Source organism: Pseudomonas sp. D8002 (genome assembly GCF_013385695.1).
GTDB lineage: Bacteria > Pseudomonadota > Gammaproteobacteria > Pseudomonadales > Pseudomonadaceae > Aquipseudomonas.
On sequence record NZ_JACAPM010000004.1, the window covers coordinates 318,157 to 331,920 of the forward strand.

Here is a 13,764-nt window from a genome sequence, read left to right on the forward strand (position 1 = left end):
CTCCCAAGAGGATTGCCGGTGGCCAAAAAAGCCGCATCCTTCGCCGCCCTTGGTGGCCTGGTATTTTCCACCGACGCAGGTCGACACTGCCCGGACTGTCGCCAGCCCGTGGACGCTTGTACCTGCAAAACAACCCTGATTCCCGAAGGCGATGGTATTGCCCGCGTTCGTCGCGAGAGCAAGGGCCGTGGCGGCAAGACAGTGACCACCATCACTGGCGTGCCCCTGGCCGAAGAAGCCTTGAAGGAACTGGCCACCACGCTGAAAAAGCGCTGTGGCACCGGTGGCGCCCTGAAAGACGGCGTGATCGAGATCCAGGGCGACCACGTCGAGTTGCTGTTGGCCGAGCTGATCAAGCTGGGTTACAAGGCGAAGAAATCCGGCGGCTAGCAGCCTCTGTGAAAACCACCCCGATAGCCCGCTGGCTGAACGCGAACTGTCGTCTCCATGGTTTTCACAGAGCCTGTTCCTGACCGGTGTCTAAACTCTGTCCTGCAAGTGGGGTCTACCCCTCTCACAGGCAAATCGTCATTTTCATTCTTTAGACTGCGCCAGCCTCTGATCAGGCCGGTGCACTTCGACTTCATTTATAGGGGACTTCGATGTCCGTACGACGCACACGCAAAGACGATGGCAGCCAATGGACAGTTGCGGACAGCCGCAGTGTTTACGGGATTCGCCATTGGGGGGCCGGGTATTTCGCGATCAATGATGCCGGTCGCGTTGAAGTCCGTCCGAACGGCCCGAACAGCACGCCTGTGGACCTGTACGAGCAAGTCGACGAGCTGCGCAAAAGCGGCCTGTCCCTGCCGTTGCTGGTGCGCTTCCCCGACATCCTGCAAGACCGCGTGCGCCAGCTGACCGGCGCGTTCGACTCCAATATCGAGCGCCTGGAATACCAGAGCAAATACACCGCGCTGTACCCGATCAAGGTGAACCAGCAGGAAGCGGTGATCGAGAACATCATCGCCACCCAGGACGTGTCCATTGGCCTGGAAGCCGGCTCCAAGCCCGAGCTGCTGGCCGTGCTGGCCCTGGCGCCGAAAGGCGGCACCATCGTCTGCAACGGTTACAAGGACCGTGAGTTCATCCGCCTCGCGCTGATGGGCCAGAAGCTGGGCCACAACGTGTTCATCGTGATCGAGAAAGAATCCGAAGTCGGCCTGGTGATCGAAGAAGCTGCCAACCTCAAGGTCAAGCCTCAGGTGGGCCTGCGGGTGCGCCTGTCGTCCCTGGCGTCGAGCAAGTGGGCGGACACCGGCGGCGAGAAATCCAAATTCGGTCTGTCGGCGGCGCAATTGTTGTCGGTGGTCGAACGCTTCCGCGCGGCGGGCCTGGACCAGGGCATCCGCCTGCTGCACTTCCACATGGGGTCGCAGATCGCCAACCTGGCCGACTACCAGCACGGGTTCAAGGAAGCCATTCGTTACTACGGCGAACTGCGCAACCTCGGCCTGCCGGTAGACCACATCGACGTGGGCGGCGGCCTGGGCGTGGACTACGACGGTACCCACTCGCGTAACGCCAGCTCGATCAACTACGACATGGACGACTACGCCGGCGTGGTTGTGGGCATGCTCAAGGAATTCTGCGACGCGCAGAGCCTGCCGCACCCGAACATCTTCTCCGAGAGCGGCCGTTCCCTGACCGCCCACCACGCCATGCTGGTGGTGCAAGTCACTGACGTCGAGAAGCACAACGACGACGTGCCGCTGATCGAGAACAAGGAAAGCCTGCCGGAAACCGTGCAATGGCTGGTGGACCTGCTGGGCCCGACCGACATTGAAATGGTCACCGAAACCTACTGGCGCGCCACTCACTACATGAGCGACGTGGCGACCCAGTACGCCGACGGCAAGATCACCCTGGCCGAGAAAGCCCTGGCCGAGCAGTGCTACTTCGCCGTCTGCCGCCGCCTGCACGACTCGCTGAAAGCCCGCCAGCGTTCCCACCGCCAGGTGCTGGACGAACTCAACGACAAGCTGGCCGACAAGTACATCTGCAACTTCTCGGTATTCCAGAGCCTGCCGGACACCTGGGCCATCGGCCAGGTGCTGCCGATATTGCCGCTGCATCGCCTCGACGAAGAGCCGTTGCGCCGTGCGGTGCTGCAGGATTTGACCTGCGACTCCGACGGCAAGATCAAGCAGTACGTGGATGAGCAAAGCATCGAGACCAGCTTGCCGGTGCACGCTGTGAAAGAAGGCGAGGACTACCTGCTGGGGATCTTCCTGGTGGGTGCCTACCAGGAAATTCTCGGCGACATGCACAACCTGTTCGGTGACACCGACTCGGTGAACATCTACCAGCGTGACGACGGTTCGGTGTACAGCGCCGGGATCGAGACCCACGACACCATCGAAGACATGCTGCGCTACGTGCACTTGTCGCCGGAGGAGTTGATGACTCACTACCGTGACAAGTGCGCCAGCGCGAAGATCACGGCGGCGGAGCGGACTCAGTTCCTGGATGCGTTGCGTCTTGGTTTGACGCGTTCGTCGTACCTGTCCTCTTAAGCACACCGCTTCCAGGCTGACAAAGATCTCAATGTGACAGAGATCCAGTGTGGGAGCGGGCTTGCTCGCGAAGGCGGTGTGTCAGTCGATACATGTGCAGACTTATACACCGCCTTCGCGAGCAAGCCCGCTCCCACATTTGGATCGCCGCAAGTCCTGCAGTTTTTATAGGGCCTGAATAATGTCGAAAAAGCTCCTGCAAGTGTTCACCCTGGCCATCGCGACGCTGCTCGCAGCCTGCTCCCCGATCAAAGTGCTCAACGCACTCACCCCCACCAGCACCTTCACCAAAACCTCCTCCCTCGCCTACGGCGATGACCCCCGCCAGAAACTCGATATCTACCGCCCCGTCACCGCCTTGCCCGACGCGCCCGTCGTGGTGTTTTTCTATGGCGGCAGCTGGAACAGCGGCTCCAAGGATGACTACGGTTTCGTCGGCGAAGCCCTGGCCTCGCGCGGCATCGTGGTGGTGATCGCCGATTACCGGCTTTACCCGCAAGTGCGCTACCCACGGTTTTTGCAGGACGGCGCCCAAGCAGTCGCGTGGGCGTATCAGCACAGTGCCGAATACGGCGGCGATCCCCGCAAACTGTATGTGATGGGCCACAGTTCCGGTGCGTACAACGCCGCAATGCTGGCGCTGGACCCGCAGTGGCTGGCCGGGGTTGGCCTGTCGCCGTCAGTCTTCAAGGGATGGATCGGCCTCGCCGGGCCGTATGATTTCCTGCCGATTGAAAACCGCGATGTGCGCCCGGTGTTCTTCTACCCGGACTCGCCGCCCGATTCCCAACCCATCAACCACGTGAGCCAAAGCGCACCCCCCAGCCTGTTGATTGCTTCGGTGGACGACAATCTGGTCAACCCCAAGCGCAACACCGGCGGGTTGGCGAAAAAGCTGCGAGCGGCGGGTGTGCCGGTGGAGGAGTTCTACTTCACCAAGACCAGCCACGCCACATTGGTGGCGTCGATGTCCCGGCCGCTGCGCTGGCTGGCGCCCGTGCTGGACCGGGTCACGGCGTTTATCACGTTCACGCCGGGCCAGTAAGCCAGCGGTCCTGCTTGTTCAGGCGCCAGGCAATTGCCCACAGCGTCAGGCTGCGCAGGGCCATGAACAACAGGAAGGTTATCCACAAGCCGTGGTTGCCCAGGCCCTGCAAGGCCCAGGCGAAGGGCAGCACAATCACCACCGTCAGCAGCATGCCGTTGCGCATTTCCCGGGCGCGAGTGGCGCCGATGAACAGGCCGTCCAGCAGGTAGCTCCACACGGCGATCAACGGCAGTACGGCGAGGTAGGGCAGGTAGATGTCGGCGGTTTCGCGCACGCTCGGAATATCGGTTTGCATGGCGATAAACAGGTGGCCGAACACGGCGAACAGGATCGCGAAGCCGATACTCGCCAGCAACGACCAACCACAGGCCACCACCAGCGAGCGGCGCAAGGCCTGGCGGTCGTGGGCGCCGATGGCGTGGCCGCACAAGGCTTCCACGGCGTGGGCCAGTCCGTCCAGGGCGTGGGCCGTCAGCAACAGACCATTGAGCAGCAGCGCATTCGCCGCCACCGTGGCATCCCCCAAGCGAGCGCCTTGCACGGTGATCATGAAAAACACCGATTGCAGGGCCAGGCTGCGGATGAAGATATCGCGGTTCACCGCCAGCAGCGGGCGCCAGCTTTGCCACAGCTTGAGTGCCGCCCAGGCGATATGGCCAGGGTAGGCACGCAGGGCTTTTTGGGTGAGGGCCAGGCCGAGCAGGGCGCCGGTCCATTCGGCGATCACCGAGGCGCGGGCCGAGCCGACCACGCCCCAATCCAGGCCCAGCACGAACCACAGGTTGAGCGCGATGTTCACGAGGTTGGTGGTCAGCAGAATCGCCAGCGGTGCGCGGGCGTTTTGGGTGCCGAGGAACCAGCCCACCAGCGCGTAGCTGGCCAGCGCTGCGGGCAGGCCGAAGAGGCGGGTGTGGAAGAATTCGCGGGTCAGTTGGTTCAGCTCGGGCGAGGGCTGCATCCAGTCCAGCACCAGGCCGCTTAACGGAATGCCGATGCTGCCGAGCACTATGGCCAGGCCCAGCGCCAGCAACAGCCCCTGCAACAGAATCTGCCGCAGCTCCGCGCCATCACCACGCCCGGCGGCCTGGGCGGCAAAGCCGGTGGAGCCCATGCGCAGGAAACCCATGGCCCAGGCGAGGAAGGTGTACAGGCTGGCGCCAACGGCCACGGCGCCGAGTTGGTGGGCGTGGGGCAGGTGGCCGATGACCATGCTGTCCACCAGCGCCACCAGTGGTACGGAGATGTTCGACAAAATCATCGGCGCGGCGAGGGCCCACACGCGGCGGTGGGTGGGGCGGTCGCGCCAGTCGGTTAGCAGGGAAGTCATGCGGGCTCCTTTGGGGAGCGGTAGTGTAACTGTCCATTAGCTGCGCCGCAGGGCCAATGTGGGAGCGGGCTTGCTCGCGAAAGCGGTGTGTCAGTCGCCGGATGTATTGGCTGATCCACCGCTTTCGCGAGCAAGCCCGCTCCCACATTTTTGACCGCGTAGTGTCAGGTTTTGCGCGGGTGCAGGCATTCGATGGAGCGGTCGACGGTGGTCTTGGCAATTTCCAGCAAGTGCCAAACGGCCAGGATCTTCGCGCGCTGCGGGCTTTCCAGCAGTTCGCCGCAATCAAGCGCAGTGGCCGAGGCGCTGCTCAGCAGGCTGGCGGTGTAGAGCAGGGAATCTTCGAAGCTCAGGTCTTCGTTGATGGTGTGGAAGCCTTGGGATGGCAGGTAATGTTCGAGCGCGCGATTGAAGGCGGCGCGGTCGTTGAGGAGGTCGCTGGGTGGATCGGGGACGAGCTTATGCATGGTGTAACTCCACTAGAAGGTAAGGAGCTGACACCCGCGCGACTAAACGAGGGTGGCGGCTGTACGCAGGTTAGTCGACCGGCTAGTGGAACCCGGCGCACCCGAAGGTGCCCTGCGCACAGCCGCCATGAAGCATGGCGACAACTTGCGCTCACTAATTCCGGGCGACTAAACCCGATCACTGATATGCAGTGAAGGGCCGAAGACTAGCCACCCATCCCAACAGGCACAAGGCCGAAAGATTGTCTCGGAAACGTCCCTCAAATTAAAGGGATTTACCCTGCTGGCCCTTTATTAATGCACCACCCAACTGAGCACCCACAGCCCGAGCATCAACCAGATAATCCCCATGATGATCGAAGCCCGCATAAACGCGCGCACCGCCGAGTACAGCAGCATCAGGCCGATAATCAGCATGAGGATGCTGATGATCGAGGTGTCCATCCCCAAGGATCTGGACAGCCCGTCGACAAAGTCGCCGCCCGCGTGGGACAGGGTATTGAACAGCCCGCTGAACAACTCGACGATAAAGTGGATGATCTGGCCGATCTTGAGACCCAGCCATCCGAAAAAGTCTGTTTGCATGTGTGTGTCCTGATAAGACGGTGGGCGTAGCTGCCGAACCTGAGCCTTTGTTCGTTATTGGCCCAAGCTAGTTCCCTTCTAGCATAGAGGTTTACGGGCCGCAGGGATTCACTTGCCTTCGCGCGGCTTGCGCCCGAAGCTATACACCTTCAGGAGCCCCCCATGAACCTCGATCACCTCACCGAACGCCTGCACCGCATCCGCGATACCAACGACTGGAAGCAGTTCCACAGCCCCAAGAACCTGGCCATGGCCGCCAGCGTTGAAATGGCCGAGCTGGTGGAGATATTCCAGTGGTTGAGCGAAGACCAGTCGCGCCAGTTGCCCGCCGACAAACTCGCCCATGCCGGCCAGGAAGTCGGTGACATCGTGCTGTACCTGCTGCTGTTGTGCAGTGAATTGGGGTTGGACATGGATCAGGTGGTAAAGGCCAAGCTGGCCGACAGCGAACGGCGATTTGCCAAATGAGCGACCGTCATTTCGACCAGTTGGCCACCCGCTTTGCCGAGAAGATCTACGGCGGTGCCAAGGGCGCGATTCGCCTGGCGGTGCTGCAGGCCGACCTGATTGAAGCGCTGCCGGACCGCCCGCTGCGGGTACTGGATATCGGCGCGGGGCTGGGCCATATGTCGCTGTGGCTGGCCGAGCGCGGCCACGATGTAACCCTGGCCGAACCCGCCGAGCCGATGCTCGAAGGCGCGCGCCAGCGTTTCGCCGAAGCCGGGCAGACCGCCACCTTCATTCAGGCACCCTGGCAGGACCTGCTGGGCCAGCTCACCGAACCCTATGACCTGGTGCTGTGCCACGCCGTGCTGGAATGGCTGGCCGAACCCCATGCGATCCTGCCGGTGCTGCACCAGTTGACCGCGCCCGGTGGCTGGCTGTCGCTGGCTTTCTATAACCGCGACGCCTTGATTTACCGCAACCTGCTCAAAGGCCACTTCCGCAAAATGCGCAAGAACGACATGGCCGGCGAAAAGCAGAGCCTCACGCCGCAACAACCCCTGGACCCACGGGAGTTGGCGACGCAACTAGAGGGCCTGTGGCAGGTCGAAACCGAAAGTGGCGTGCGGGTGTTCCACGACTATATGCCGGTGGAATTCCAGGCCCGCGCCGAGTTGCAGGATTTGTTGGAGATGGAGCTCGCACACCGTCGTCACCCAAGCTTTGCCGGACTTGGGCGTTATTTGCACTGGATCTGCCGTCCGGTTTAAGCGGCCCAGTCTGCGGAGGTCGAAATGAAGCGCTGTCTTGGACTGATCCTGCTGGGCCTGGGCCTGGCGGGTTGCCAAAGCCCCAACCCGTATGTGGCGGCGTCTGCCCCGATGCCGCCGGCGCCTGCCCAGGCGGCCAACACCTTTGATGCCAGCGCCTACCCGGCGCCGGTGCGCGACTACGGCGCCTACCGCAGTTGGGCCTGGCTCAACAACCAGCTGCCGGCGGGCTCGGCCTGGGCGGATTCGGCGCAGATTGCCGAGGCGGTCAGCGGCGCCCTCGACCAGCGCGGCCTGCGCCCCTTGCATGACAACCGCGCCCCCGACCTGCTGGTGAGCGCCGACGTGCGCCTGGAAAAACGCCTGCGCCAGGTCCAGGACGACTATGGCTATGGTTACGGCGGTTATAACCGCTATGGCAACGGCTACGGCATGTACAACACGGTGCCGGTGGTACGCACCTATGAAGTGACGGTGGCCGTGGCACGCATCAGCCTGTTCGACGCGCGCACCCGCCAGCCGGTATGGAGCACCAGCGCCGAAACCACGAGCCAGGGCAGCCTCAGCGAGCGCGCCGATTCGCTGCGTGAGGCGATGCAAAAGGCAATGACTGCCTACCCACCCAGTTAGCAGCTATTCTCATCTCAGGCCCGGATTGTCTTTTGGAGAAAAACCATGCTTCGTCGTATTGCTGCACTTGCTGTTGTTGTGTTGCTGGGCGGTTGCCAGACCAGCCAGGTCAACCATGATTTCGATGCCAGCCGGGACTTTGGTGCCTACCGCAGCTGGAGCTGGAAAGAACCCGCGCTGCAATACCGCCCGGATGACCCGCGGATCAAGAGTGACCTCACCGAACAGCGCATCCGCCAGGCCGTGGGCGAGCAGCTCGACCAGCGTGGCCTGCGTCCTGCGGCGCCGGGCACCAAAGCTGACCTGAATGTACAGACCTACCTGATCGTCGAAGACCGCCAGCAACAAGTCACCACCAACTACGGCGGCGCCTGGGGCGGCCCGTGGAATGGTTACTGGGGCGCGCCGATGTATAACGAAACCCGCAACATCACCTACAAGGTCGCAACCATCCAGATTGACTTGCTCGACGGCAAGGACGGCAAGCTGGTGTGGCGTGGCAGCGATGAGCAGATCCTCGCCAGCTCGCCTGAACCCCAAGACCGCAGTGCCGCTATTCGTGCCACGGTGACCAAGGTGCTTTCCAACTACCCGCCGCATTGATCGCCTGATCAGCCCTCCGCCAGTCGTCGATCTATGGCGACTGGCCTGCAGCCCCCGCCGCTCTTGACTACACTCCCAAGCAACACAGGAGAGTAAGCGCTCGGCAGTGTGCCGGCAAAGGAGTGCTCGATGTCTCTTCGACTTCGTTCCGGTCGCCAGGGCGGGCCTGCAAGGCAACGCGGTGCGATTGGCCTGATGGCGGCCCTGACCTTGGGGATGGCCTTGCTATTCCTGTTGCTGGTCATCGACAGCAGCCGCCTGTACGTGGAAAAGCGCAAGTTGCAGTCCGTGGCCGATACGGCAGCCCTGGAAGCTGCCAATCGGGGCGGGCAATGCGCATCGAGCACCACGGCCAACGATTACGCCACGCAGAACGCCACGCGCAATGGCTTCACGATAGTCGCCAACACTCGGGCATTGGTGGTCACCTGCGGCACGTTGGTGACCAATGCCAGCAATCAGCGGGTCTTCAGCGCCAACGCCAGCCAAAACGATGCGATCCAGGTGGTGGCCTCCGAGACCGTGGCGACCAGCGTTGCCGGCGGCATATGGAATATGGTCAACGGTACCGCGGTGGCCGCACAGACGACGGTGAGTGCAGTGGCAGTCGCCGCATTGGGACCACCGCTGGCGTCATTGACCATTCGCAGCACGGCGTTGGTGGTGGATACGAATAACGCGCCCCTGCTTAACGCGCTGACCGGCGGATTGTTGGGTGGCGCTGTGAACATCTCGGTGGCGGGCTGGAACGGCCTGATCAACACCAACATTTCTTTGCTGAGTTACCTGAACCAACTGAAGCTCGACCTGGGGCTGACGGCCGGTGGTTATACACAGGTACTGGGCAACACCATCGCGGTTGGCCAACTGATTCAGTCGGCAATCAATGTGCTGGACCCCACGCATACATTGTCGGCCACCGCGACCATTGCCAGCCTGCAGGCCCTTAAAGTCGCAGCGGGGGCGACCACGGTGGTGCTGGGCAATGTCCTGTCGGTGGAGAGTGGTGCCAGCGTCGCCGCCCTGGCGGTCAACATGCGGGTGTTCGACCTGATTCAGGGGTTCGTGCAATTGGCCAACAAGCAAAACGGCCTGGTGGCCAGTTTTCCCATCAACTTGCCGGGGGTGGCGCAAATCACCGCCAGCGTCCAGGTGTTGCAGCCGCCACAACTGTCGGCCATCGGTAACCCGGCGCTTGCCACGGCGCCCGGGCAGAATCCTATGACCGGCCCAAACCGGATTTACGTCCAAACGGCTCAGTTACGCACGAAGCTGTCGGTTAACCTGCCGATACTCAACACCGTCTCCACGCTGACGAACGCGGTGAACGGGTTGGCGAGCCCGTTGCTGGGCACCCTGGATGCGCTGCTCAGCCTGAACCTGGTCGGGGTGATCAATTCGTTGACCTGCGCGGTCTCGTGTACGTCGCCGGTGTTGCAAGTGCTGCCGCCGCCGGTGGGTATCGATATCGAGCTGGATGCGGCGAGTGCCGCCAGTTGGGTCACCGGTTACAGCTGCGCCAGCCCGACCAGTAAAACCCTGACCACGGCCACCAACACATCACTGGTCAATCTGCGGATGGGCCAGATTGCCAGCAGCAGCGTTTTCGGCACTGGCCCTACACCCCCTACGGTGGTGGTGACGCCGCTGAAGATCGTCGATATCGGTACGAAGACCTGCACGTTAATTGTGTTCTGCAATCCGGTGGTCACGGGCGTAGGCGGTGGTTTGGGATTGTCGGCCAATATTCAGGTAGGCGGTGCTTACAACATTCCCTACACCTACCAATCGCCGAATTTGCCGGAGATTTCCCAGCCGCCGTATTACTCCAGCTACAGCACGACCAATATCGTCAGCGGCCTGACCGATCCGGTGAACGGCGTGACGGCCGGGCTTAACCTGAATATGTACGGGCCTACCCCCGGCAACGCGAACGTGCTGGGCAACCTGATCGGTGGGCTAGGATCCGTGTTGAGTGGTGTGACCACGCTGCTGCTCAACGTGCTGAATGCCACGCTGATACCCTTGATCAATTCGTTGGTGAATACCCTGTTGCTGGGGCTGGGAGTCGACCTTAACCAGGTCGGCGTGGGCGCCAACCTCAGTTGCCACTCGGGTAATGCGTACCTGGTGATCTAAACCTCGCTCACCACCGGCAACTCCACACAAAACTTCGCCCCATGTTCACTGTTGGCGACGCTCAACCGGCCGCCCATGTTCTCGACAATGCCGTAGCTCACTGATAACCCCAGGCCGGTGCCCACGCCAATTGGCTTGGTGGTGAAGAACGGCTCGAAAATCCGCTCCAGCAGCCGCGGGTCAATCCCGCCGCCGTTGTCCTCGACCCAGATGCGTACGTGGCGGCTGTCCTGCTCGATCTGCACCGAGATCCACGGTTGCAGGTCGCGGTCGTGTTCGCGTTTGCTCAGCAGGGCATCGCGGGCGTTGACCATCAGGTTGATCAGCACCTGCTCCAGCTGGTCGACATAGCCTTTGACCTGCACCGTCACGTCTAGCTGTGTTACGCGCAGGTCCACGCCTTTGCCGCGCATGCCTTCACTGAGCAGCGACAGGGTGCCTTCCACCGCTTGCGCCGGGTTGAAGGGCTGCTGTTCGACTTCCGAACGGCGGCCGAACACCCGCATGTGGTCTACCACGCGGGCTGCGCGCTGGACCTGGGAGTCGATACGCTGGAGTTTTTCCGTCAGGTAGTCGATCTGTGCATCACCGTTGCTCAAGCGCTTGAGCACGTTGACGATGGCCATGCGCATCACATTCAACGGCTGGTTGATCTCGTGGGCCAGGCCGGTGGCCATTTCGCCGAGGGTGGCCATTTTGGCGCTTTGGGTCAGTTGCTGCTGGGAGCGGCGCACTTCGGTGTTGTCGCGGCCCACGGCCTGCACTTCCTGCAATTGGCCCTGTTCGTCGAACACGCCCCGGTCCGACCACACCCACCAGGCATGTGTGCGCCCCGGCAGTTGCAGGCTGATTTCGGCGGTGCTCACGGGGAACTCCGGGGTCAACTGCCGGATGCGCTGCACAAATGCCTCGCGTTGTTCTTCGGACAACCACTGGCTGAGGTTCATGCCCGGCAGCTGTCCAGGCAGGCATTCCATGTAGTTGGCCAGGGGCGTGTTGCCGAAGGTCAGGGTCAGGTCCGGAAGGTAGCGGCAGATCATGGCCGGGGAGTCTTCCACGAGGATTCGATAGCGCTCCTCGCTTTCCTTGACCCGTTGCGCCGCCAGGGTCGTCTCGGTCACATCCAGCCACAGGCCCACGGCTTCCACGGGCAACCCGAGGTCGTCGCGCAGCAGCCGGGCTTCATCCAGCAGCCAGTGGTAATTGCCCTGTGTGTCGAGCACCCGGTAGCGACTGCGCACGCTGCCTTCGCGCAGCAGTTGGCGGGTACGGTCGAAGTAGAGGTCGCGGTCTTCGGCGTGGATCCACTGGTTCAGCGTCGCCGGGGTGAAGTCGGCCAGGGTGCGGCCAAGCAGCGGCAGCAAACTGTCGCTGAAGAACACCGGTTGCAGCGTGCCCTCGACGTAGCGCTGCACATAGATCACAGCCGGGGAACTGGCGATCAGGTTATCCAGGCGTGCGTGGGCGGCGGCGGCCTGTTGCTCCTGGTTTTTTATGTCGCTGATGTCGAGCATGAAGCCCACCAGGCGGCGATGCTCACCCGAGCCCAACGCTTGCCCCTGCACGCGATACCAGATGGGGTTAAGCGCCGCGTCGGCACGTTGCAGGCGCACGCTGGTGGACAGCGGTTTGCCCAGGGTCTTCAGGTCTTGCAGGCGGCTGGCGAGTTCTTCCCGGTCGGCAGGGTGAATCAGCTTGAGCCACATGGGTAGCGACAGCTGTGTGATCGCCTCGCCTTGGCTCAGGGTGTGCAGCAGCGGTGGGGCGAGTTCGAGGTCTTCAGTGTGTGGGGACAGCTCCCACCAGCCGGTGCCGAGCAATCCTTGCAGCGCGTCGAGGCGTTCCAGCTGCTGTTGATGGCGCAGTTCGCCCAGGCGGCCGAGCAGCGGTGCCGCGAGGGCGGCGGTCAGTTGCAACCAGTCACGGTCGCTGGTGTGTTCCAGGCGGTGATACACCCCGCACAGCAGCCATGCGCCCACGCCCAGGCCGTCGCGGTAGGGCACCAGAAAGCCATCGGTATTGCCAAACAGGCCTTGCAGGCGTGGGTGTTCGCTGTGGCCACGGTTTACCTCCAGGCTCACTGGCGCCGTGCCGCCCAGGCTGTCGAGGCTGGAGCCCAGGGCTTGGCCGTTGCTCCAGAGTACCGGCGCATCGTGGGCGGTGTAACAGCCCTCGATGCACCACGCCTGGCCCTGCTCATCCAGCAAGGCGATGGCGACGCAGGGGATGTGCCAGTGCTGGGAAATAGCCTGCAGAGTGTCTTGCAGTACTTCGGGCAGGCGCACCAGGCTGCAGACCCGCAGTTGCTCGCTGATCTGGTCGCTCACCCGTTGATTGTGTTCGCGCACCTGGGTGAGTTGGCGATGGGCAATCAGGTCGCCAATGTCCAGCAATTGCAGGAGCCAGCCCTTGCCTTCGGGTTGGACCCAGCCACGGGTATGCAGGGTTTGCCCGGCGAGCCCCTTGAGCTCCAGGTCCAGGCTTTGCCCCTGCCAGTCGCTGGGCGTGCCCTCGATCACCAGGCGGCTCGCCGCAGTGAGGTAGTCGAGCAGCGAGGGTGCCTGTTGCTGTTGCGCAGCGGGGTGTTCGAGTCGATGGCGAAGCGGGCCATGGACATCCATTACGCGGCCCTGGGCATCCAGGTAGAACAACAGCGCGGCGGTTGCCGGGATCGCTGCCGGTGCGTCAGCAGGCAGCTGGTTGCCACGTCCGAGCAGGCGGCCGAAGAGTTTATCGCCTGAGGTCAAAACTGCATGCTCGACTGGGCAGACAGCATGGGAGGCAGGGCGGGGACGGTACCGATGCCTGGCAGTACCAGGAACGGCAGCACACTTTGGAGGCTGGACGTCGGGTAGTTGATGTACACCGTCAACACGCCTGACGAGTTGTAGACGGCCGTCACGTACCCGGGAAGGAATTTGAACTGGGAGGGGATCCACGCCAGTTGTGCCTGCGCCGCACTGACGGCCTGCAGCGGCAGTGCCGTGACGTAGCCAGGCGTGGTGGGGTCCAGCGCGACGCTACGTCTTACGCCTTCGGCGGCGGCCTGGGTAAAGGACTGCATCAGCAATAACGGCAAGCTGTAGCTGACCAGGCCATAAAAAATCGCAAAAAAAATCATGAAGACCATCGCGAACTCCAGCGCGGCGGCACCTTTTTGCTTTTTAGCGAGGCCTTTTTTCATGACTCGTCTACCCTGACTACTACTACCTGATATCAGCATAGAATCATTCAG

13 protein-coding genes are annotated in these 13,764 nt (G+C 62.4%); 8 read left to right on the top strand and 5 right to left on the bottom strand.

The window, feature by feature from the left end; translation table 11 throughout:
* Positions 1-18: 18 nt before the first annotated feature.
* The 3 genes from HX807_RS02715 (at position 19) to HX807_RS02725 (ending at position 3,561) form a co-directional block, all read left to right on the top strand.
* Positions 19-390, top strand: coding sequence for a translation initiation factor Sui1 (locus HX807_RS02715; RefSeq protein WP_003217297.1), 372 nt, complete (start codon positions 19-21; stop codon positions 388-390).
* 212 nt (positions 391-602) lie between these two features.
* Complete coding sequence (speA, locus tag HX807_RS02720; protein WP_003217295.1) at positions 603-2,516, top strand: arginine decarboxylase; 1,914 nt, start codon at positions 603-605, stop codon at positions 2,514-2,516.
* A gap of 181 nt (positions 2,517-2,697) precedes the next feature.
* Complete coding sequence (locus HX807_RS02725) at positions 2,698-3,561, top strand: alpha/beta hydrolase (RefSeq protein ID WP_177049167.1); 864 nt, start codon at positions 2,698-2,700, stop codon at positions 3,559-3,561.
* Here the strand turns inward: HX807_RS02725 and HX807_RS02730 are convergent.
* The 3 genes from HX807_RS02730 to HX807_RS02740 all read right to left on the bottom strand — a co-directional run bounded on the left by HX807_RS02730 (position 3,545) and on the right by HX807_RS02740 (position 5,943).
* The gene (locus tag HX807_RS02730; protein WP_177049169.1) at positions 3,545-4,891 is read right to left on the bottom strand and encodes an MATE family efflux transporter; all 1,347 of its coding nucleotides are present in this window, start codon (positions 4,889-4,891) and stop codon (positions 3,545-3,547) included. The genes HX807_RS02725 and HX807_RS02730 overlap by 17 nt on opposite strands.
* Positions 4,892-5,055: 164 nt before the next feature.
* Positions 5,056-5,358 (bottom strand): DUF6124 family protein, encoded by a 303-nt coding sequence (locus HX807_RS02735; RefSeq protein WP_023659366.1) that lies wholly within the window; start codon positions 5,356-5,358, stop codon positions 5,056-5,058.
* Between the two features lie 294 nt (positions 5,359-5,652).
* A complete protein-coding gene (locus HX807_RS02740) occupies positions 5,653-5,943 on the bottom strand; it encodes a hypothetical protein (RefSeq protein WP_003212934.1) in 291 nt (96 codons plus the stop codon).
* Between the two features lie 162 nt (positions 5,944-6,105).
* Here HX807_RS02740 and HX807_RS02745 point away from each other — a divergent pair, with 162 nt between their 5' ends.
* The 5 genes from HX807_RS02745 to HX807_RS02765 all read left to right on the top strand — a co-directional run bounded on the left by HX807_RS02745 (position 6,106) and on the right by HX807_RS02765 (position 10,529).
* Positions 6,106-6,411, top strand: a complete 306-nt coding sequence (locus HX807_RS02745; RefSeq protein ID WP_087693104.1) for a MazG-like family protein — start codon at positions 6,106-6,108, stop codon at positions 6,409-6,411.
* A complete protein-coding gene (locus HX807_RS02750) occupies positions 6,408-7,157 on the top strand; it encodes a methyltransferase domain-containing protein (protein WP_177008340.1) in 750 nt (249 codons plus the stop codon). Before HX807_RS02745 ends, HX807_RS02750 begins: the two co-directional genes overlap by 4 nt.
* A 24-nt stretch (positions 7,158-7,181) precedes the next feature.
* Positions 7,182-7,787 (top strand): DUF4136 domain-containing protein, encoded by a 606-nt coding sequence (locus HX807_RS02755; protein WP_008439011.1) that lies wholly within the window; start codon positions 7,182-7,184, stop codon positions 7,785-7,787.
* Positions 7,788-7,832: 45 nt separating this feature from the next.
* A complete protein-coding gene (locus HX807_RS02760; RefSeq protein WP_003212927.1) occupies positions 7,833-8,390 on the top strand; it encodes a DUF4136 domain-containing protein in 558 nt (185 codons plus the stop codon).
* 129 nt (positions 8,391-8,519) lie between these two features.
* The gene (locus HX807_RS02765; protein WP_256344264.1) at positions 8,520-10,529 is read left to right on the top strand and encodes a pilus assembly protein TadG-related protein; all 2,010 of its coding nucleotides are present in this window, start codon (positions 8,520-8,522) and stop codon (positions 10,527-10,529) included.
* On the opposite strand, the gene HX807_RS02770 is transcribed toward HX807_RS02765, so the two are convergent.
* Complete coding sequence (locus HX807_RS02770) at positions 10,526-13,276, bottom strand: PAS domain-containing sensor histidine kinase (protein WP_177049171.1); 2,751 nt, start codon at positions 13,274-13,276, stop codon at positions 10,526-10,528. The two genes, HX807_RS02765 and HX807_RS02770, sit on opposite strands and share 4 nt — an antisense overlap.
* The gene (locus HX807_RS02775) at positions 13,273-13,713 is read right to left on the bottom strand and encodes a TadE/TadG family type IV pilus assembly protein (RefSeq protein WP_177022464.1); all 441 of its coding nucleotides are present in this window, start codon (positions 13,711-13,713) and stop codon (positions 13,273-13,275) included. The genes HX807_RS02770 and HX807_RS02775 overlap by 4 nt, the downstream gene beginning before the upstream one ends.
* Between the last annotated feature and the right edge of the window lie 51 nt (positions 13,714-13,764).

Coding starts and splice junctions, on each gene's coding strand:
- HX807_RS02740 (WP_003212934.1), bottom strand. CDS start 5,943: ATGCAAACAGACTTTTTCGGATGGCTGGGTCTCAAGATCGGCCAGATC.
- HX807_RS02760 (WP_003212927.1), top strand. CDS start 7,833: ATGCTTCGTCGTATTGCTGCACTTGCTGTTGTTGTGTTGCTGGGCGGT.
- speA (WP_003217295.1), top strand. CDS start 603: ATGTCCGTACGACGCACACGCAAAGACGATGGCAGCCAATGGACAGTT.
- HX807_RS02775 (WP_177022464.1), bottom strand. CDS start 13,713: ATGAAAAAAGGCCTCGCTAAAAAGCAAAAAGGTGCCGCCGCGCTGGAG.
- HX807_RS02750 (WP_177008340.1), top strand. CDS start 6,408: ATGAGCGACCGTCATTTCGACCAGTTGGCCACCCGCTTTGCCGAGAAG.
- HX807_RS02725 (WP_177049167.1), top strand. CDS start 2,698: ATGTCGAAAAAGCTCCTGCAAGTGTTCACCCTGGCCATCGCGACGCTG.
- HX807_RS02755 (WP_008439011.1), top strand. CDS start 7,182: ATGAAGCGCTGTCTTGGACTGATCCTGCTGGGCCTGGGCCTGGCGGGT.
- HX807_RS02765 (WP_256344264.1), top strand. CDS start 8,520: ATGTCTCTTCGACTTCGTTCCGGTCGCCAGGGCGGGCCTGCAAGGCAA.
- HX807_RS02745 (WP_087693104.1), top strand. CDS start 6,106: ATGAACCTCGATCACCTCACCGAACGCCTGCACCGCATCCGCGATACC.
- HX807_RS02730 (WP_177049169.1), bottom strand. CDS start 4,891: ATGACTTCCCTGCTAACCGACTGGCGCGACCGCCCCACCCACCGCCGC.
- HX807_RS02735 (WP_023659366.1), bottom strand. CDS start 5,358: ATGCATAAGCTCGTCCCCGATCCACCCAGCGACCTCCTCAACGACCGC.